Here is a 22,102-nt window from a genome sequence, read left to right as displayed (position 1 = left end):
GTCAGACACCAATCAGATAAGGAGGAACGGTACAGTCTACGTTCGCCGTTATCTCAAAGGTCTCCTTAAATAAAAACCATGCCGTAGAAAAATCTTCCCCCGCACGTTCAGGGTGCTGACGGGTAAAATCATCACACAATAATCCAAAGACTATCTCAGGATCAGGCATAATTAATCGAATAACGAGGATGTCACTGGAAAACAATGCATTAAAAAAATCCATATGAAAACGTTTGTTATTGGCGGAGAAGTCAGAAGTTCGCAAAAAACGCGTGGTTTCTGGTGAAGTATAGAATTTACGCTCTTCTTCATGCCATTCCTTTTCTTCCGTATCTATCACATCATTAATTCTGTTCTGCAAGCGATACATAAACCCACAACCTGAAAGCTCAATCATGAAAATTGGTGCTGAAAATCGATTTTTGGCCCATGTGGTAAATTCCCTGGCGGTATGTGGCTCGTTATGAATACCAGCAAGGTGTTCTCTGGTGGTGCTTTGATCAGCTGGAGTCGTGTCGGCGAGTAATAAGTCAGCACTTTGCTCCGGCGCGAAGAGCATAGCTGGAGATGTTCCGCCGTTACGCGGATTGCCAATACCGGCAGAGAGTATCAGACGCACAGGGCGATTATGAGCTGCCGAGGTCAGTGATAATCCCTGAGAAGACGCTGCCGGGCGGATTAACATTAACTGGTCGGCCTGATGTGCGGTGCGCCAGTAACGTAAGGTCCCATTAATGTTATGCTGAAAAAGTTGTGCGTATTTGGCAATCTTCGCCTTTTTCCATGACTGTTCAGATAAATTCAAAAACCTGTCAATGGCTCGATTGTCATTAGTAAAAACAGTGGTGATAAGCAGCAACTGGTCAAAGGCCTGCTGCCATTGTTGATAATCGTAGGACACCCAGTTTTGGTCGACCTGGTGCTGCCAGGTTTGCAGGAAAACGTTGGGTGTGATAAAGGGATGCTCGTTATAGTGAGCGAAAAATTGATTGAGTGCCAGACGGTTTTGATATAATCGTGTCACCTGTTCTGGAGATGAAGAAAATTTGTTGGCAGGGGATTTAAACCATTCAATTGCTGTAATGACTTTCGACAGAATGTCTGCCCCTTTTTTTACCCAGCCGAAAGAATTAACATGAGGAAATTTCTGAACCAGAATGTTTTTTTTAAGATAGAAGTCAAGAGCATAAAAGATTTTTCTTTTTTTACGTAAGTTATTTAATGTGGCGTTGCAAATCATTTCATTGTGAAGATCCGCATCACGCCAGGAAAATATATCCCAGGTTTCATCATTAAGCGGGTTGTTCTCGCCTGAGCGTTTTTGCAACTCGGTATTCAGACTGGTACCGGCGGCTCTCATAAAGTGATTCAGATCTGTTAGTAGAGTTGTGCTGAAACCCAGTTTAAACGGAATGCCCGCTGTATAATTACTGAGAGTATGGATGTATGCCAAATGTGATTTTTGCTCGCTCAGCCATGAAGAGATTATATCCTGCTGTTCGGTGGCATTGAGCAGTGGAAAAAATTCAGGTAGTGGTTTGTTTTTCTCCTGTGCAAGGAAAAATTCCATTCCTGCACTGAATAATTTTTTTGAAGATGTCATACCTGATGGTTTCATGTCCTGTGGCCAGTCAATCAGCGCAGTCGGGAAGGGTTGAACTATTCCTTCAGGATTTAAAATGCCATAGTTTACTTTCTGGTAACTATTTTCGTTAAAGATAAAGACAAATTCGCCATTGTGATATTGCAATATGTAAGGCGTTAACTTTACCGAAGGTGTATTTGAACGCTGTTGTATTAAATATGAAGCAGGGGATAACACCCCCCGACCAATCATGTTACGCGCGACCTGAGTCTCCATCAGTTGCCAGTCAGACATAGGATTGCCAGAATGCTTTAAGCATGCAGCGGGAACCGTGTTTTCAAAAAAAAGCACGGCAGAAATTTCGCCACGCCGTAAAGCAGCTATGTCTTCACCTAATGTCTCTTGCAGGCTCAATGCTGCCCAGATGCGGGCATGGGCGGCATGGTTAGTCAAAACGAATAAAACTTCACGGTCTTCCGCCAGGCTGACATAAAGTATTCTTTCATTTTCATTGATGAACCCCAGATAGCAGGCAAGGCTCATGGGATCCCACCATATTCCCCTGAAACCCGTCATAGGCAGTGCGTCAGGTTTAAGGGGATTCCTTATTTCAGGAGGATTACGTAAGTATGAAGCGTCGTCTGGCCAATCTGTAAATCTTCCCATGACTGCCGCAATCGCCTCTTCAACCCAGGTGACAGATGAACGGTTTGTCGGATTAGGACGTTGACGCGTTTTCCACTGCTGAATATCGGGATGTTTTGCTAAAGAAATAATACGTTCTGAATTTATTTTATCGATAAATGGAACGTCAACTTTATTGAAGGGTAAATGGCGTTTGAGCCATGTCTGGGTCTGCTCTTTTGTGGCATTAAAATCTTCTTCGCTGGCGACTGTTGCCAGTTGATGTAAGTGAACACGTATCTCAGATTCTACATGACTTGCCCATTCAGATATAAAACTTTCATTATATTGATAGTGATGTGCTGGTGGAGTCTGGCTGAAAGAATTAAAGGGAATGGCACGTTTGGCATCTTTACCAAAGCAAAGTCGGGTTAATGTTTCATTTGTCAATTTTTGCGGTACGGGGTGAAATGATCCGCAAAGAGGTAAAGGAAGGGTGAAGGGAAACACTAAGCCTTCATTCTGGCTAACAATATCAAACCCAATGCCAGCTACCGTAACGTCCTGAGTCTTGTGGGGGACATGGGTAACATACCAGGTAAAGGTAAGGTCTCCACGGGAGTGAGCCTGGCGTAATTTACGATCCATTCTTTCAGGTATAACGAGTGTGAACAATTGCTGTATGCTTTGTATTGCTGTCATTGCCTGGTTGAGTAATTTAAGGTGTGGTTCAGTGGTCCGATTATGAAAATTTAATTCAGATAAAAAATTGGTCAGATTCTGAGTCTCAACGATACAATTTATTAAAAGCGTTTGTATATTACCTGCATATTGCATGCAGGAAGCCAGAGTCGTCAGGGTATCTTCACCGTAATGGCTACCAGACATGCTCAATAATGCGAGTTGGCGTAATGCCGATTCAGTATAGGGGATAATCCCCGCATCACGTATGGCAATACTAAAAAGCTCCAGCAAATCGTCCAGTTGAGTAATTCTGACCTGAAGATGATAGGCCACGATCCCACCCAGGCATAATTGCTGAATTGAAAGCTCACTCAATATATCGCTGGAGATAACAGTACTCATCTCCGAAAATGACGAGGAGAATGCTAAGAGGTCACGTACCTCTGCCTTGATATAACGACGAATAGCCTGGGTTAAAATGTCGACATCTTTTTCAATAAGTTGCTGGTAACGACGGCTAAAGTCTAGTGATTGTTCTGTAATAAATGCTTCATCAGATAAATGCTTAAGCGTTACCCAATTAGCATTCATCACAGATTGTAATTCATAAAAGACAAACTGATACAGTTCAGGTGCAGTTGGATGCGCTATTTTGAAAATATCGCTTAAAAGTTGTAATACACGATCTGCAGTTGCTATTTTCTCCATTGGAAGATAGCGTAGAATAATCTTTAATGTGGCAGGGTTTAGCATTCCATTGTCGTCAATGACGTTATTGATAAATGTGGCAGCATCAGTGCTGCTGATTGTCTCCGGTGTAAGGAGCGTGAACACATGTCCATATAACTGTTCATGATAGGGGCGTGACGAAAAATTGATGAGATTTTGCACCAGGTTGCTCAGGGAAGAGTGGTATAAGTGTGTATCATTTTGATGGAGTTGTGGTTTCAGTAATTTAACGGGTTCAATGATTGATTCTATCAGCGAACGCTGTTTGACATCGGGTAGCGGATAAAACGGGTGTTCCCGGAATATCTGGCGCCGGGAGCGTCGGTGAGTTTCAGAGATGAAATCATTGGTTAAAAATGTAAACCAGCTCCCTTCATCCGAAAGATAAAACTGGCAAAATAAAAGGGATTTATGAATATTGCAGCATTCGCGGAACGCTATGCTGGTCAGAGAGATAAACTCAGATTTTACCACATCCCCAACAATAATATCTGCCCCTGCCGAATTCAACGTGTTATGCTGTTCCTTCTGCCAGGCGTCGATTAAACGTTTTGTCACATCCGCAAGAAATGGTTTTAAATCCTGCAAGTGCATCTCAGGTGATAAATACTCCATTAAGGCTTCCATCCAGCTATTCTGCGCAGCAGTCCCGGACCATTCATCAATATTATAATCAGCCAATACTTTAATGCTATATTCTATTCGTGCATACTGTTGATAAATGTATTTAATTTTTTCTCCGAGATAAAACTCTGTTCTGATGTATTCTGCAGGGGTTGTCATTGATTCATCTGGGTGCAGGCGTTGATACTGAATGCAACGTTGACGAAATGTTTTCAGGTTTGGACAAAACAGGGTGATGGCCGAAGGTTTATCTGCGATTGATTGCTCAATATAGCTGGATAGATATTCTATCACTGAGATATGAAATCTTTCCTGAATAGATGAACGTGTCGCATATAAAGTGATCCTTTGCAGATTGTAGTTGATGTTTTGTTGTATTTCACGCTTTGCAGCTTCTTTGTCGTGATCGTCGTTACCGGTAATTCGCAGTAATAAGTTGGTATCCCCCTCTAATAAAAGATATCTCAGCATATAAAGATAGTTAAATTCAAATGCTTGTATATTGCTTTTAAGCGTCTGATTAATTGTCTCAATCGCCTGATTGATCAGTAGATTTTGTTCATTTGTCAGTGTGAGATTAGGGACGGGCCCTTTTTTATGAAGATTATTTTTAAAGTGTTGGTAGAAAAAATTCGCATTGAGTTCAGTCCTGTTGGCATTGAGTTGGTAATGGTTTTCTAGCTCAAGGATTCGGCCAACATAACTCCAGACGGGAATGGCAAAAGACCTGAAACAAAACATCGCCATTTTGTCATAATCATATTGAATGTCCCAGCCACCTTGCTTAGCTGTAGTAATGATTTCATCCGTATCCACAGAGTGCAACGATGAAAAAAATATTTCTTTATAAAGAGCAGGATCTTTAAGATGAATGTCAAATATATTAGTTGTGGAGTTTTGGTTGTGTTTTATATCTGTATAACAAGTCAGATTGGTTGTTGGGGGCATAGGTGGAGAATAGTTTTCTCCCTCAAGAACATCTTCAGCACGAGGTGCCTCCCAGCGCTGAAAAGGCAGTGACTTTAGATCAGAATTTACTTGTTTGAGTTTTTTCTTTGCCAGACCAAGCAAACTCATGGAAATAGTTGAAGCCGCAGTTTCAGCACTACGGATATTAAAAATGGGGAATATGATGGTGGAAGGCACTCCCGCTAATGAGATCAATGCGGTGCTAAGTTTATTCTGTGTCTCTTTTATCACTGTGTCCAGGCGGACTAACTCGGCTTCATAGGAGGATATACTTTGCTCAACCTCTGATGGATAACGTTGTTGACTGGTCTGAGGCAGGTTATAGGAAGATTTAATCTTTTCCTTTAATAACTTCAGTTGATGTCTTTTCTTCCATTTCAGCATGAATATACCATGAACCGCTTTGCTCAATGTCTTCGTTGACCTTATAAGACCAGAAGGCATAAAAGAATCTGAGGCGCAGATCATCGCCTGCAAAAAATTTTCTGTCCTTGATGTATAAACGTTATCCTCATGGTTAATAATTAAATCGTTCATCAGGTCAATACAGGATATGCCAGGTATATTCTCTTTAATAATTCCCCAGGTTCCTTTTCTCTTGTCCTTCTCACTTTCTGTTTCCTCTGCCGTTTCAATTTTTTCTTTCTGCTCAGCTAAAAATGCTTTCCTGTTTTCCATCGCTTCTTTTTTTATCAGAGGCAAAGCAGACGTGGCAAAGCCGAGTTCTTTTTCTGTAAAAAAAACCACAATATAGTCTGAGGGTCGGGTAAGTTGACACCAGTTTGTCGTGAGCCTTTGATAGCGTTCGCTGATAAACTCCCATGCTTTTTCTGGCGGGCTGGATATTGATGTTTCATATTCTTTAATTTTATCACACGGGTCCCAAAATGATTTTTTATCGAGAAATACGTAGTGCTCATCGAGAAATTTATCACCCAGGCCAGCAATTTCTTCGGTTTTGTTAATGGGCAGACGGACCACAGGTAATTGCCTATGAACCCGACTGGCTTCAATATTCAGGGAATAAATTCGTTTTTCCTTAGTGCGCGTATGAACCGCAGAAAATAACAGGCCTTTCTCACAGTGAGGCCGGGTGTTGTAACGGAGTCTTTTCGCGACATTTGGAGCCAGTCTTAATGGCTTAGGCATGAATATAGAACGAATCAGTTTAAATCGTCTATTCTCAGTTTTGATTAAAAATAATTTAACCTCTTCGTTGTTAATAAATTCATCTTCACTGCTTGTAATCATTTTCAATGCAAGGTCGATGATTGCTTCATACAACATCAGATGCTCATCGTTTCTTTCTTGTGATATGATGTCGTATTTTGCTTTCGAATCATTACGTGTTGGATGCGGTCTGAGAGTAAATGCAGATGTACCTGTTGCCAGGTAACTCCGAAATGTCATTGGGACCATATTGGGCATCAGGTTATGCAATTCTTTTATGCCATCATCAAAACTGCGTAAAACATCACGTAGGTTTTTACATTTATATAAATAATCAAAGGCCAGACCTTTGAATGGTGGAAGGTGAATTTGTAAACTCGCCCTGTCAAATTTTAAGGGCTTAAAAATATCAATGCCATAGGGTCTGAAATCATCTTCAAGAACATCATCGAACGTTACAATAGGTAAGCGCTCAAGCTCTACATCCTTTTCATGATAAGCAAAGAATTCATTATTTATGTCTCTGGTGAAATTCTCAAATCTGGAGAATTCAGAAGGAAGTGATAAATTTTTAACATAAAATCTAATCCTGGCCTGATAATATGAAGTTATCTCACCTTCAATCAATGCGTTCTTTGTGTCTTCATTGCGCAAATATCTGTTTTTGAAATAATTCAGCCCCATATATATCCAGTAATAATAAATTTTCTTTGATGCTACTTTTTCATCACCTAATCCCTGGTTTTGCAGTTGCATAAAATCCGGTGTACTTTGCATTAAAATAAAGTTTTGCAGCTTCTTTAATTTGCCTAAATCGACAATGCCTAACGACTTGACTAATGTTCTCGAAATTACCAGCCGAATGATGTTTAAAGCATCGGTGATGGTGTTGTGTTGAATCTTATCTGCATTTTTATGCCAGATGATATTAAATTTTATGCGACTAATAGTGATGATTTTATTTAAGTCAATGCTTTTAATTTTTACTGTGGGTGTGATAAGAACTGAAAATATATAGGTCAAAAACATATTCATCTCATCTCTGTCCTGATGAGTAAACTCCGTCACATTCCAGTTTTTAAGCAATGTCTCCGCGTTATTTATAATTATATCGTTATGTCCATCGAATATAAAATCGCTAAACTCCTCCACGAGTCTTACACCCGACTGATCTGAATGAAGCAGTGTTCTTACTTTGTTCGTGATGTTATAGCATGAACTGTTAAATCTTACCGGGTCAAGCAAATTAAATGAGGAAGGTTGTTCACCCTGCCAGACGTGGTGTTCAATTTCCGCATTATTATCAACAACATTTTCTGCTATGGTCGATGAGGAATAATAACGATATGTGGCATAGGCCCCTCCTAATGTTACCGCTGTTATACCTGTTATTATTGCTGGCGTTCTTTGTGGCCGCTGAACCAGTATGCCTGCGCCAGCGCTCATGATACCGAGTAGTGGCGTGGTTACCGTTGTCGAACTGGCTGATACGGGTGGTTTCGCGATGTTCTTTTTCAGTATATTCGGTGCTGCAGTTGAAAAAAGTCTTTTCAGGTAAGCCATTCCTTCGCGAAACTGAACGTGTTTTACATGATATTGCGAGGTCTCCTCGCGTAATAGCTGATTGACATCGAGAGTTCTCTGCGGGAATAACGATAACAGAGGATTGAAATTATCAATCATATTAATCACTCCGCCGATACCTGGCGACAGGCGTGTAATTGCCGATATCAACAGAGACTTAACGCCTTCATTAATTTCCGCTACGGTGATGATTTTGGCTGAAATAAACGCAGAAAAGAAATTCAATAAAACCATATTGCGCGGAATGGAGGCAAAAGGACTGTCTGTCGGCGGTCCGGCCTTTCCCAGCGCACCGCCTTTCTCCAGTATAGCGACCAGCTGCACAAAAATATCCTGATTCACTTCACGCGGTATTGCCCATGCGACTCCCGTTAATTCGAGAAACCTGGTGACTGGATGAGCTTCCTGCTCATATAACTTCGCCAGTAACTTTTTATTTTCTGGCTTCTTCATAATGTTAATCGCCAGAGAGAGATAAATATGATGCTGGTATGGATAATCACTATTAAGAAAATACTCAGTTTTTCTTTCCACGGTTGGTGACACACCAGTGATCAGCGGATGCAGACGGCAGTATATCGCCTGCGAAAAAGGCAGGCAGGGCACATTGGTGATCTTTTTGACGTTTTCCAATACCCGATTACAGGTTGAGAGGGTTCTCATAAATAACGAGTGATTACACGAAATATCAACGGATTGAATAACAGGCTTCATTTATAAATTTCCATATTTCTAAACGTATCCTTCAGGCCCGCATGAATAACAGGGGCCGCGTTATTCAATTATTGTAGTCGCACAATTTATAAACGCACAAAAGTCAGTGAAAGGGGTTTCGGGGAGAAGATGAGAATTGAGATGCAATCAGAGGCCATTGCGGCCTCGTCAGTATATAAAAGCCAATGAGGTTATTCGCTGGTCAGGGCTGTTACCGGGTCCATACGCGCGGCTTTACGTGCCGGCAGGTAACCAAAAATCATCCCGATGACGGTGGAACAGATAAAGGCGGTGGCTGCGGATTCCCATGAGTAGATGGCCGTCAATAAGCCGCCAGCGAGCAGGCTGACAAGTGGACCGATCGCGAGGGAAAGTCCGACACCTAACACCCCTCCAACCAGGCATACCAGCACCGCTTCGATCATAAATTGCTGCATAATGTCACCCCGTCGGGCACCAACGGCCATGCGCACGCCGATTTCATGCATCCTCTCGGTCACGGACACCAGCATGATATTCATCACGCCAATGCTGCCAATGGTCAGCGCGATAGCCGCCACCATCAAAATCAGCAGTGTCAGCGTGGCGGCGGCATTTTCGATTGCCTGGCGATACTTATCGCGGTTAAACACCAGGAAATCTTTCACGCGATGCCGTGCGGTGAGTATTTCACTTAGCGCGGCTACCGCCGGGCCACTGGCGATATCTTCTTGCAGTTTGATGCTGAAGCTGGTGAGTGCAGTCTGGCCGGTTATGCGATACATCATGGTGCTCCACGGCAGCCACACGTTAAGGCGGTTAGGATTGGCACCGTCATTAAGTTTCGCCACACCCACCACCCGTACGGGAACCGAACCGAGAATGATCATTTTGCCAATCGCGCTGTCAGGTTTATCGCCAAACAGTTTATTGCGCGTATTTTCATCTATGATGATTTCCTGACTCGCATGAAGCTCATCTGAGAAATTATTGCCTTCCGTGATCTTAATTCCCTGAATGCTGAAATAATCCTTACCTACGCCATAGACCGTGGCTTTCGAAGCATTGGCAAGATAACGAATGGGCTGAGTGGACATCATTTCCGGGCTGACGGCGGCAACAAATTGTTGTCGGGCAATCGCCTGCACATCGGACATCACCAGTGTTTTCGTCGGTTGTGTTTCATCCTCAACGAAATCTCCCCCGGCGTAGATCGTCACTACATTGGTACCCAGTCCCTGAATACTCTCCAGCGTACTTTGCCGCGCACCTTGCCCCAGCGCGACAACCGTCACCACGGCGGCGATACCAAAAATGATGCCGGTCATGGTCAGTGAAGTGCGCAGACGATGTGCGTTCATCGCATGCAGCGCCATGCGCAGTGATTCGCGCAACCGATCGTACAATCCGCGCCATTTGCTCTGGCTTTCCGTGGCAGAGGGATGATAACGGGAATGTGTCGCCTTAGTGGCTCGGCCACTATCAGCCACAATCGATCCATCCTGGATTTCTATGATGCGATCAGCGTGCTGCGCGACTTTCATATCATGCGTCACAATGATGACCGTATGACCTTCACGGTTAAGATCGCTGAGTATGCGTAACACTTCCTCCCCGGAACGGGAATCCAGCGCACCGGTGGGTTCATCCGCCAGAATAATCTCTGCGCCATTGATTAACGCACGGGCGATACTGACGCGTTGTTGCTGGCCACCGGAAAGTTCCCCTGGTTTATGGTGTTCCCGTCCGTGCAGCCCCAGACGTTCCAGCAGCTCACTCGCTCGTGCACGGCGGGATTTTCCCTCGGCATTCGCGTAGATAGACGGAATTTCAACATTACTCAGGGCATTCAGATCCGGCATCAGATGATAACGCTGGAAAATAAAACCGATATGTTCACGTCGGACCTTTGCCAGTGCATCTGCAGACAGGCTGGCGATATTTTGTCCGCCGAGCCGATATTCACCACTGTCTGCCGCATCCAGACAGCCAAGGATATTAAGCAGCGTTGACTTGCCCGAGCCGGACGGGCCAATGATCGCCACCATTTCTCCACTGGCGATGCTCAGGTTGATATCTTTCAATACGCTGAGGGATTGCGAACCAAACAGGTATGACCGCGTAATATTTTTCAGCTCGATGATATTCACATCACCACCTTGTCTGCTCCAGTAGGCTGAGTGGCCAGAATGACTTTTTCTCCGGCCTGCAATCCACTTAATACCTGGATATCCACGTTGTCAGTAATGCCGGTAGTGATGTAACGCTTGATTGGCTGCTGGTTTTCACCCGCGACTTCAACATAACTTTTGCCGTCAGCGTCTTTTTTCCGCGCCTGAACCGGAATCAATAACGCGTTGTTTGCCGAGTCGCGCAACAGGTTGACCTGAGCGGTCATGGCGATGCGCAGAGAGTTATCGGGATTCGGGACATCGAGCAGCGCGTTGTAATACACCGCGGCATTGGTGGAACTGGTGCTGCCGCTCTCACTGTTATTCGGCAGCGCGTCATCTTTCATCACCGTATCGGGTGCCAGTTCAATGCTGCGTAATGTGGCGTTGTAACGTTTATCCGGGTCGGAGAAGGTGGTGAACCAGGCTTGCTGGCCGGGTTTGATGTTATTGATGTCGGCTTCAGATATCTGCACTTTGATGGTCATGGTCGCCAGCTGGGCCAGTTTAGCGATGGTCGGGGCACTTTGTGCTGCGTTCACCGTCTGCCCTTGTTTGGTAATGATGGCGATAACGGTGCCATCCATCGGGGCCATGATGCGGGTGTAACTCAGGTCGAGCTGTTTTTTATCCACTTCAATCTGTGCCTGAACCACGCGTGCCTGCTGGGCCGTTTGCTCTGCGCGGGCAATGCGCCAGGCTTCCGCGCCGGTGTCAAAATCCTGACGGGACACTAAATTCATCTTTAGCATCTGTTGCAGGCGTTTGAACTGCGCATCCTGACGCACCAGGGTGGCTTCTTTGGTTTCTAAATCGGCTTTGGCGACGCTCAGCGCCGCTTCGGCATTGTGCAGACCACTGCGTTGTGGCTGGTCATCGATTTCGGCGATCAGCTCACCTTTACGCACGTTATCACCGGTGCGGATATACAATTTTTTCAGCTGACCGGAAACCTGAGCGCCGACGTTAACGCGTTCGATAGCATCCATTTTGCCCGTTGCCGCGATCACGTTTTCGATGTTGCCCTGACGCACGGTGGTGGTAATCGTGTTGTCAGGTTTGTTGCGGGAGGCATTGAGTTTATAACCACCGAGGATGATAAGCAGAATAACAAACGCTGGAAAAAACCATTTTTTCGTTGAAGTTGGCATGAGAGTCCCTTTTTTTGCCAGAGGATAATAATCACGTGCCGTTACGGCAAGTGAAAACTCGTTTCCCATGCTCAGATTAAGCCGCATAACCGGTAAGTAAAATGAATGAGTTGTGAGAAATTACAGGATTTGTCATGACATCGTTGAAAAGCCATGTGTTTAAGCATTTTTTAATTTTCGCCCGCTATCATAACGTTCGTCTTATCACCGCCATCCCCAATGCAAAGGAAACCAATGAAAGCTGTTATTTTTGCCTACCACGATATGGGTTGCGCTGGCCTGGAAGCGCTGGAAAACGCCGGTTTTGAGATCTGTGCGGTGTTCACGCATGCTGATGCGCCGGGCGAAAATCACTTTCATGGCTCGGTGGCCCGGATGGCGCAGGCCCGCAACATTCCGCTGTATATGCCGGAAGACGTCAACCAGCCGCAATGGATAGCGCTGTTGCAAACGCTGGCACCCGATATGCTGTTTAGCCTGTCATTCAGGCAGATACTCAGCCGTGAAATTCTGGCGATCCCTCGTCGTGGAGCGTTTGGCGTGCAAGCTTCTTTGCTGCCTGCGCATCGTGGCAGGGCGCATCTGAACTGGGTTTTAATCAAGGGCGATACCGAGACCGGTGTCACGCTGTTTCGCCTGATCGTGCGTCCTGATTGTGGCCCGATTCTGGCGCAGCAGAAAGTCAGGATACTCCCTGAGGACGATGCTCATAGTCTGCACAACAAACTGGTCAGCACCAGCGCTAAAATGCTGGCCGTTTGGCTACCCGCGCTGTGCGCAGGTCAACTGGAAGAGCGGGAGCAGGATGAGTCCCAGGCAAGCCGATTCGGCCGCCGCACACCGCAGGATGGGGAGATCAACTGGCAGGCCGCGGCGCAGGATATACACAATCTGGTACGTGGGCTCGCCAGCCCCTGGCCGGGAGCGTACAGTGCGGCCTATGGACAGCGCTTTGTTGTCTGGCAAAGTCATAGCCGTCCGGATAAATCCACTGACCAACCCGGCACGGTGTTAAGCCTTGAACCGCTGGTGATTGCCTGCGGTACAGGACAACTTGAGGTAGTGGCCGGGCAAATCGGTGAGGGGGCCAGGGTTAGCGGGGCTGAACTGGCGCGCAACTTAGGGCTGCGCGTGGGGGAAACGATCTGCGCTAAGACGATGCCCTGAAAAACATAAGTTAAAATTGTCATTTGGCAACTTAAGGATCACCTAATGTAGCGGTGAGAAACTGGTCTCTTCATCATTAGAGGAGGCCAGTTAATAATGCCCTTTTCTTTATTTAATCGGATGGTAAGGAATCCGTTATTATTTGTTTTTTCCCCGTCAATTTTAATTCAATTTGCAATTTTTCCTGCCCGGATTTTCTCTCATAGGGTAATGAGAAGATTATTCACACCCTGGATTAACGCTATTTTAATCAAAGCCTGTGAAGCGAGGGGCTGACCATGTTCTGGCCTTTGTTACGTCCCCGTAAAAACAGCACCCTGCGCTGGCGGTTATTGCTGGTCATTGGCTTGATTCTGATTGTTTGTCAGACCATCAGTGTGTGGGGGGTATGGCATGAGAGCAAAGAACAGATCGCGTTACTGGTGAATGCTGCACTGGATAATCACAATCCACACCAGCATCTGGAAAAAGAAATCCATGAAGCCATCATCAGCCTGGCGCTTCCCAGCATCGTCATGATTCTCGTGGCGTTATTCCTCTGTTTTCAGGCGATAACCAGCCTGACCCGGCCTTTATCAGAGCTGCAAAAACGCCTGGAGGAACGCGGTGAGGAAAAACTGACACCGGTGGACTATCACAGTTCTTTGCAGGAGATTGATGCGGTGACTCAGGCCATCAATCGCCTGGTATCCCGCCTGAGCGCCAGTCTTGAGCGGGAGCGCATGTTTACCTCCGACGTTGCGCACGAACTGCGCACCCCGCTGGCCGGTCTCAGGCTCCATCTGGAACTGCTGGAAAGAACACATCAATGCGATGTGAAGCCCCTGATGCAGCGACTCGATCAGATGACCAGCAGCGTGACCCAGCTGTTACAGCTGGCGCGGGCCGGGCAATCTTTTTCAACCGGAAGCTACCAGAATGTCAGGTTGATCCAGGATGTTGTCGAGCCGATGAAACATGAATTCGAAGCCATGCTGGCACAGCATCAACAGGTCTTAATTCTCACTATGCCGCAGGAGGTTATCGTGCGTGGTGATGCGACTCTGCTGAAGGTGATGCTGCGAAATCTGGTGGAAAATGCCCATCGTTACAGCCCGCACGATACCTGTATCACCATCCGTATCAGCAAGCTGCCGTCTCCGGTGCTGGTGGTAGAAGATGAGGGAGTGGGAATTGATGAAAGCAAAATTGGCGAGCTGAGTCAGGCGTTTGTACGCATGGATCGTCGTTTTGGTGGCATAGGGCTGGGGCTGAGTATCGTCACCCGTATTGTTCAGCTGCATAAAGGGCAGTTTTTACTGGAGAATCGGGGCAGCGTTCCGGGTTGCCGGGCCAGAGTCATCTTTACCGGCCAATAATCCCGCAGACTTAAAGTGAAAACCAGATGATCAAAAAACTAACAATGCTTACCGCACTGAGAATAACCGCAGCATATTCGCTGGCAGGACGGGAAAAAATGGATTTCATAGAGAACCTCATTATCAGACCCGACAATTTTTACTGCCAAAGATTAAGTTAACCTTAAGCCACTCTTTCGCTAACGGAACAAACATGAAGATTCTTCGTTTAATGTTCCGTTAAGAATCCGGCGCTATGATCTCAATCTGCATAAATTAATGGATGCAAAACTTTCTTCATCCCGATGTTAATAACATGAGGAAGAGAGTATTCACGCTGCGGGGAAATAAATTTTTAAATTTCTCTGTGCCAGGGTTTCATATTTAGCACTTTATGCTAAATTTGCATGGCTGGATAGTTTAATGAATCTACTGTATTTCAGGCCGGACAACATGTACTGGCTGGAACAATCGGTGTGGTGTGGAAAACTCACAGGGAATCGCGCATGACCGCAACAACCAAAACGCTGCTCCTGCTGGCGCTACTGTTCCTTTATTATCTGGTGCCACTTGAGTTTCGCCATCTCTGGCAGCCGGATGAAACGCGCTACGCGGAGATCAGCCGCGAGATGCTACAAAACGGCAACTGGATCACGCCGCACTTCTTTGATTTACGCTATTTCGAAAAACCCATTGCCGGTTATTGGTTCAATAACATCGGTCAGTGGCTATTTGGCCATAATAACTTCGCCGTACGTATTGGCGCAGTTTTCTCCACGCTACTTAGCGCGGTACTGGTTTTCTGGCTCGCTCGTCGCCTCTATGCGGACAGGGCTATCGCACTGACTGCCAGCGTTATCTTTCTCACCTCATTGCTGGTGTATGGTGTGGGCACCTATGCCGTGCTCGACCCGATCCTGTCGCTGTGGTTAGTCGCCGCCATGTGCAGTTACTGGTATGCCGCCGGGGCGGTGACACCGCGCCAGCGGCTCGGGGGTTATATCCTGTTTGGACTCGCCTGTGGTATGGGGTTTATGACCAAGGGATTTCTGGCGCTGGCGGTACCGGTGCTGGTGATTGTTCCCTGGGCCATCTGCAACCAGCGTTTCCGTGAGTTACTGACGTTTGGCCCGCTTACCGTGCTTTGCGCCGCTCTGCTCAGCGCACCCTGGGCGCTGGCGATTAATCAGCAACAACCGGATTTCTGGCACTACTTTTTCTGGATAGAGCATATTCAGCGCTTTGCTGATTCGGATGCTCAGCACAAAGCGCCGCTCTGGTACTACATACCGATCTTAATCGCCGGTTCCCTGCCGTGGCTGGCGCTGCTGCCCGGTGCCTTGCGTCAGGGCTGGCAGGAGCGCAAAAGCGCCCCTGGTGGGTTTTATTTATTATGCTGGATCCTCATCCCACTGGTGTTCTTCAGCATTGCTAAAGGCAAATTACTGACCTACATCCTGCCATGCTTTGCGCCGCTGGCGATTCTGATGGCCGGTTATGGGCATCGGCTGGTGGGGCAGGCGAACCGTGTTTTGCAGGTTAATGCCTGGATTAATATCCTGTTTGGCGCACTGAGCCTGTTCGCATTACTGGTGGTGTTCGCGCCCTGGGGCATCAGCCATCGTCTGCTGTATCAGCAGCACGAAACGACCGCCGTGATCATGGCGGCAGTGGCTTTTGCTGGCTGGGGCCTGGCAGGTATTGTCAGCCTCAAGGCGAAAGGTAAAGGCTGGCAACTTGCCGCACTTTGCCCGCTGGCTCTGGCGCTTTGCGTGGGCAATGCCATCCCGGAAAGCGTACAGAACACCAAACAACCTCAGGTCTTTGTGGCGAGTGTGACGGATAAACTGGCAGAAAGCCGCTATATCCTGAGTGATGACCCCGGCATCGCATCGACCATCGCCTGGACATTACAACGTAGTGATATGTATTTCTATGATAAGCAAGGCGAAGTTCGCTATGGCCTGAGCTATCCCGATTCTCAGTCGCGCTTCGTCAGCAAAGCTGACTTCCCGCAATGGCTGGCGACGCACCGCAAACAAGGCACGGTTTCCGTGGTGCTGATGCTGAGTCGTGGTGAGGCCACGCCAACCGATATCCCTCCCGCCGATCTGGTTTACCGCCGCGATCGCATGCTTTTACTGCAATACGGCCCTGAACCCTAAACTCAGAGGCTTCACAATTCTGCTAACATGCGCAGGGCCGCAATGCGGCCCGTTAACGCAATTGCTCATTTTTGTGGATGGATGAATATGGCCGCCGATTTTCCTTTGCTGGATGTGCAAGGGGTGACGTTCTCACTGGAGGACCGCGAGTTATTGGCTCCGGTCTCATTAACGCTTAACCCAGGTGATTTTGTATTACTGACCGGTCCCTCGGGCAGTGGCAAAAGCACGTTGCTGAAAATTATGGCTTCACTGCTGGATCCCACTGCTGGACATCTCCTTTTCCGTAACCAGGACATTTCACAACTCAAGGCGGAAGAGTACCGGCAACAGGTTTCCTACTGCTTTCAAACCCCGGTGCTGTTTGGCCACACGGTTTACGACAACCTGGCGCTGCCGTGGCAAATCCGGCAGCAGACACCCACGCGCAGTAAACTGGAGGCCGATTTAGTCAAAGTGAATTTGCCTGCTGACATGCTGGATAAAAAAATCGACCAGCTTTCCGGCGGTGAAAAACAGCGCGTCGGTTTGTTGCGTAATTTGCAGTTTCTGCCGGACGTACTGCTGCTCGATGAGGTAACCAGCGCGCTCGATGAAGACAATAAGACCCTGATTAATCACCTGATCAAAGGGATTGTCCAGGACAATGGCGTGGCCGTGGTGTGGATCAGCCATGACCCGGCGGAAATTCACCAGGCGCAGCGGGTGCTGCAACTGGAAACTCCCGAGAGGAAAAACCATGAGCCAGCATAATATCACTAACACCTCGCTGGTACTGGCGTTGGTTCTGGTGATGATCGCGTTGCTGATTAGCCAGAAAGAGAAGCTGGGACTGGGCAAAGACATCATCTGGAGCGTGTGTCGCGCCATAGTGCAGCTGATCATTGTCGGCTATGTGCTGAAGTCGATTTTCGACATCAATAATGACTGGCTTACGGTGCTGATGGTGTTGTTTATCTGCGTCAATGCCGCGCTCAATGCGCGTAAACGCAGCCGCAATATTGATCATGCCTTCCTGATTTCGTTTATCGCCATTACCAGCGGCACAACGCTGACATTGGTCATTTTGGTGTTGAGTGGCGCGATCGAATTTATGCCGATGCAGGTGATCCCGATTTCCGGGATGATTGCCGGGAATGCCATGGTGGCGGTGGGGCTGTGTTACAGCAATCTCAACCAGCGTTTCGCGGATAATCGTCAGAAAATTCAGGAAATGCTCAGTCTGGGAGCTTCTATCAAACTGGCATCAGGCACGCTTATTCGTGACAGTATTCGTGCCTCAATGATTCCAACGATAGATGCAGCGAAAACCGTCGGGCTGGTGAGTTTACCGGGGATGATGTCAGGATTAATCTTTGCCGGTATTGATCCGGTTAAAGCCATCAAATACCAGATCATGGTGACTTTTATGTTGATTGGCACGGCCAGCCTGTCCACTATTATTGCGGTCTATCTCGCGTATCGTCGTTTTTATAATGAGCGGTCGCAGCTGAGATTTTGACCATCTGATCGTCTCCTGCGACGTTGACGAAACTAAATCGTCGACGCAGCTGTCTGTTAGTCATCATTGTTTTGGAAGATAAAAGTCATGACTTCTGTACTGCTGATTGAGGACGATATCCGCCTGGCGCAGATGATTGCGCCTTATCTGGCACAACACGAATTTGATGTGATGCATAGCGCCAGTGCCACTGACGCTCAGGCCCGTATGAAGCTGCACCGCTTTGATGTGGTACTGCTGGACCTGATGCTGGGGGATGCCGACGGGCTGGCGCTGTGTCGGCAGATCCGTGCCGAAAGCCACGACGATCCCGCCATCATTATGGTCACCGGGCGCGGCGACCCTGCGGATCGCATTATTGGGCTGGAAGTGGGCGCGGATGATTACCTGCCAAAACCTTTTGAGCCGCGTGAGCTGCTGGCGCGTATGCGCGCGGTACTGCGCCGTATGCGGCCGGGCACCCGAGCCATTGATACCGGTCTGATCCGTTCTGGTGAACTGGAGATTGATATTGCTGCGCGCACGGTAACGCTGCATCAGCAGCCCTGTGCGCTGACCTCATTGCAATTCGATTTGCTGGTTTCGCTGGCACGCCAGGCTGGACGCGTGCTGAATCGCGAACAAATCTGGCAGACGGTACGCGGTGAAAGTTATGAAAGTTTTGACCGGGCCATTGATGTGCATATCGGGCGTATCCGTCAGGTGATTGAAGACGACCCCCGTAGCCCGAAGCGTATCATCACGGTACGCGGTGTGGGTTACGTGTTTTCCGCTCAGACGGATCGCTAAGCGCATGAAACGCATCACCGATCTTCCGATGCATTTGCAGATTTTCCTTGCGGTGATCAGCGCTATTTCGCTGGTGGTGCTCTGCACCATCGTACTGTGGTTGTGGACTGATGATGAAAACCGCCACCTCAACGCCTTTGCCACTTTTAGCGGCATGGTAGAACAAACGCTGCCTTCCGCATCGGCCCCGGTTGATGCGCAATCGGCGGCAATTGATAGCTGGATGCAGCGAACCAATGCCCGTTTCGCGTTGTTTACCGCTAATGGTGTGCTGCTAAGTCGCCAGCTTTCGCCAGCGATCCCGTTCCCGCACCAGGCGAAGGCAGGCGGTTTCTTTGATGACTGGTATAGCTCGCGCTTTGTCTGGCAGTTACAGGATAAACGCTTGCTGGTGATTCAATTCAGTGTCGATCGCATTGAACGTCCGTGGACCTTTATCCTGATGCTGCTGGCTCTGGCGACAGCGGTGGTGGTTATTTCTTTCCCGGTGATTCGTCGACTCACCGCGCGGCTGGAATCACTGCAACATAGTGTGGAATCGCTGGGCAAAGGCAACCTGGCGGCGCGGGTGCAGGTGACGGGCCGCGATGAAGTTGGCCAGCTGGCCGCCAGTTTTAATCGTTCCGCGACACAAATCGAGGCCCTGGTTCAGTCACAGAAAAGCATGCTGGCCAATGCTTCACATGAACTGCGTTCACCACTGATGCGAATTCAGATGGCGTCGGCGTTGCTCAGTGCTGAACATTCACAGGCGAGCAATGAATTGCAACGCAGCGTCAGGGAACTGGACGCGTTGGTGGAGGAAATCCTCACCCTGAGTCGGCTGGAGATGGCGGATAACGTTATCGTGGGTGAGTTACTTGCCACCGATATCACGGCACTGGCGGCTGAGGAATGCGCCAGCGTTGAGGTGGAGCTGCATGCCGAGCACATTGTGGCGCAGGTCGATGCCCGTCTGATGCGTCGCCTGATGCGTAACCTGATTGAAAACGCGTTGCGTTATGCGGGGCGAGACGTGACGGTCAAGCTTAAGCGCACGCCAGATCATGGTTTTTTGCTCACGGTGAACGACCGAGGTCCGGGGATCCCCGAATCGGAAATGGCGCGTATTTTTGAACCTTTTTATCGCCTGACGCGAACCGGCAACGGCTCCGGGCTTGGCCTGGCGCTGGTGCGCTCCATTAGCCAATATCACGGCGGCGATGTTAGCGTACAGAACCGTTCTGGCGGCGGAGCCAGCTTTAGGGTACGCATCCCGCTGTTACATAACTTTACCTGAGGTAAAAAGAGGCGTTACAGGAGGCTGGTGTAATGGCTGGCGGTCAACCGTCACCATAAGGAAGAAGTCACATGCGTTTCACTCCAGCGAAATCCCTTCCGCTGATATTGCTGTTTTCCGCCGTCGCATTACCTGTTTTTGCTGATCAATCCGATCAAAACTTCAACGGCTTGCTTGGCGCAGGTGTCAGTGTTCAACCCAAATACGCCGGGTCGAAGCACAATGAGACCCGGTTTCTGCCGGTGGCAAGGCTGAACTATGGACCCTTTTTCCTCGGTGGTATCGACACTCTGACCGCGCTGGGCTGGCAATTTGCCAGAACCGAACACTGGACTTTATCTGTTGGCGCAGGGTTGGACCTCTTCCCCCGCGAGGAGTCAGATGATGACTACCTGCGCGGCATGGGTGATATCAAACGCTCGCCGCACGCGTTTACTTCAGCTATTTACCGCAACGACCTGTTCAACGCCGGGGTGATCCTGACCCAGGATATAGGCGGCAATCAGCAGGGGTTTCGGCTGACGTCCTACGCGAATCTGTCATGGCGTCCCTGGGAAGATCTGCGTTTGTTTACCGGTCCGAGCCTGAGCTGGGCCAATAGCGATTATATGCAGACCCAGTATGGCGTTTCGGCGCAGCAATCTTCCCGCAGCGGTTTTGCCCGCTATGATGCCGGGTCCGGGCTGGAAAAAATTGGCTGGGAAGTGGGGATGGATTATGACATGACAGCCGCATGGCAGGTGGGGGCGCGTGTGATGGCCCAGCGCCTGGAAGGTGATGCAGCTGACAGCCCCCTGACCCAGCAGAAGGATCAGCTGAGCTACGCCCTGTTCCTCGCCTGGCGTTTTTAACTGTTACCCATGTGCCCGGTTTGTACCTTTTTGCCGACCAGGCCAATAACCGCATGGATCCGTAGCGGCGCGATTTATCGCGCGTATTTTCCGGTGCATAGATGCAAAAGACGCGCGATAAATCGCGCCGCTACTGAAGTATTGTTGCAAAATGAGAGAGTGGTAGCCTGGTTATGGTTGACGACGGGTTCTCCATCGCGGAATATAATTAACGAGATATAGGGATTAATTACCTCAAGCGTGCAAAAGGATATGGCATGTATAACCACAGGATAATCACCAAAGTCCAGTCTGACAAATCGTTAGCGCAGCGCCTGGATAGTGCCCTCAAGGATGTTGTTGAAAACATGGAGACACAGTTGAAACAGATGGATGATGGGCTAACTCGTCTCACCTGGTATTCTTCTTGCGTCACCGAAAATTATCAGGATGTATGTTCGAAATTAAAGGATGAAGACGTAAGGTTTTGGTTTGGAGTATATGAGCTGATAAAGCGGCGGGATATCATATTCGACATGATTAAAATCTATGTGGATAGGCGGCTATCTGGTTTCACTGAGCAGGATCTTGAAAAGATCGCTGCAATCTTATCAAAAGGTGGTTCGCGCTTTTCTTAAAATCAGGCAACCAGATTCTCATTAGCCATGGCTATTTCCAGATCTATATCCGTTAGCTTCCATATCAGTAGCCCAATCATTGGAAAAACCAGCATGACAGCCGCCTTTGTGCTGAGTAACTATGGCATTGTTCAGGAAGCTGCAGACGCTGCAAACAGGCTTAGAAACTCAGCGCCTTTTTATTACAAGTTACTTCACCAGCAGCGGCTTGAAATGATGTACTTTCTGATTGAACCGGCTTTCAAAAGGATTCGTCATCCCTGGAAAGGTGATGTAGATGGAGCTATTTACGAGCTACGTTCTTTGCTGGGGGATTAATGAAGGAGTTTTTTAAGGCTCGAATAAGGGACCTGATTTGGATTACTTTGACTGTGTGGATTCCAATTATCCTTACATTTCTGTTCTGTATTTT

The 22,102-nt window shown here is 48.0% G+C and carries 13 protein-coding genes; 10 read left to right on the top strand and 3 right to left on the bottom strand.

From position 1 onward, the window contains the following. Position 1: 1 nt before the first annotated feature. From CUN67_RS23050 to CUN67_RS23040, 3 genes are all read right to left on the bottom strand, one after another. Positions 2–8,683 (bottom strand): hypothetical protein, encoded by an 8,682-nt coding sequence (locus CUN67_RS23050; RefSeq protein WP_208717782.1) that lies wholly within the window; start codon positions 8,681–8,683, stop codon positions 2–4. 191 nt (positions 8,684–8,874) lie between these two features. Further along, entirely contained in the window at positions 8,875–10,812 is a 1,938-nt protein-coding gene (locus tag CUN67_RS23045) for a MacB family efflux pump subunit (RefSeq protein ID WP_254711418.1), read from the bottom strand. After that, on the bottom strand, positions 10,809–11,984 hold the full coding sequence (locus tag CUN67_RS23040) for an efflux RND transporter periplasmic adaptor subunit (protein WP_208717781.1): 1,176 nt from the start codon (positions 11,982–11,984) through the stop codon (positions 10,809–10,811). The genes CUN67_RS23045 and CUN67_RS23040 overlap by 4 nt, the downstream gene beginning before the upstream one ends. Before the next feature lie 234 nt (positions 11,985–12,218). Here CUN67_RS23040 and CUN67_RS23035 point away from each other — a divergent pair, with 234 nt between their 5' ends. From CUN67_RS23035 to CUN67_RS22990, 10 genes are all read left to right on the top strand, one after another. Further along, positions 12,219–13,151 carry a formyltransferase family protein gene (locus CUN67_RS23035; protein WP_208717780.1) on the top strand — a complete coding sequence of 311 codons (933 nt, stop codon included), beginning with the start codon at positions 12,219–12,221 and terminating at the stop codon, positions 13,149–13,151. A gap of 278 nt (positions 13,152–13,429) precedes the next feature. After that, the gene (pmrB, locus tag CUN67_RS23030) at positions 13,430–14,509 is read left to right on the top strand and encodes a two-component system sensor histidine kinase PmrB (protein WP_208717779.1); all 1,080 of its coding nucleotides are present in this window, start codon (positions 13,430–13,432) and stop codon (positions 14,507–14,509) included. Between the two features lie 485 nt (positions 14,510–14,994). Further along, positions 14,995–16,653 carry a lipid IV(A) 4-amino-4-deoxy-L-arabinosyltransferase gene (arnT, locus tag CUN67_RS23025; RefSeq protein WP_208717778.1) on the top strand — a complete coding sequence of 553 codons (1,659 nt, stop codon included), beginning with the start codon at positions 14,995–14,997 and terminating at the stop codon, positions 16,651–16,653. A gap of 87 nt (positions 16,654–16,740) precedes the next feature. After that, a complete protein-coding gene (gene fetA, locus CUN67_RS23020; protein ID WP_208717777.1) occupies positions 16,741–17,406 on the top strand; it encodes an iron efflux ABC transporter ATP-binding subunit FetA in 666 nt (221 codons plus the stop codon). Continuing rightward, positions 17,393–18,154, top strand: a complete 762-nt coding sequence (gene fetB, locus CUN67_RS23015) for an iron efflux ABC transporter permease subunit FetB (RefSeq protein WP_208717776.1) — start codon at positions 17,393–17,395, stop codon at positions 18,152–18,154. Before fetA ends, fetB begins: the two co-directional genes overlap by 14 nt. An 87-nt stretch (positions 18,155–18,241) precedes the next feature. Continuing rightward, positions 18,242–18,943: a response regulator gene (locus tag CUN67_RS23010; RefSeq protein WP_208717775.1), complete on the top strand. Its 702-nt coding sequence runs from the start codon at positions 18,242–18,244 to the stop codon at positions 18,941–18,943. A 4-nt stretch (positions 18,944–18,947) separates the two neighbouring features. After that, on the top strand, positions 18,948–20,222 hold the full coding sequence (locus CUN67_RS23005; protein WP_208717774.1) for a HAMP domain-containing sensor histidine kinase: 1,275 nt from the start codon (positions 18,948–18,950) through the stop codon (positions 20,220–20,222). 71 nt (positions 20,223–20,293) lie between these two features. Continuing rightward, complete coding sequence (locus tag CUN67_RS23000; RefSeq protein ID WP_208717773.1) at positions 20,294–21,073, top strand: MipA/OmpV family protein; 780 nt, start codon at positions 20,294–20,296, stop codon at positions 21,071–21,073. Positions 21,074–21,330: 257 nt separating this feature from the next. Then, positions 21,331–21,690: a hypothetical protein gene (locus CUN67_RS22995; protein ID WP_208717772.1), complete on the top strand. Its 360-nt coding sequence runs from the start codon at positions 21,331–21,333 to the stop codon at positions 21,688–21,690. A gap of 93 nt (positions 21,691–21,783) precedes the next feature. Next, complete coding sequence (locus CUN67_RS22990; RefSeq protein ID WP_208717771.1) at positions 21,784–22,008, top strand: hypothetical protein; 225 nt, start codon at positions 21,784–21,786, stop codon at positions 22,006–22,008. Positions 22,009–22,102: the final 94 nt, after the last annotated feature.

The sequence above is a fragment of the Pantoea cypripedii genome (assembly GCF_011395035.1).
In the GTDB taxonomy this organism is placed as follows: Bacteria; Pseudomonadota; Gammaproteobacteria; order Enterobacterales; family Enterobacteriaceae; genus Pantoea; species Pantoea cypripedii_A.
Note: the sequence above shows the minus strand (reverse complement) of the source record. Positions and strands in the feature narration are given on the sequence as shown.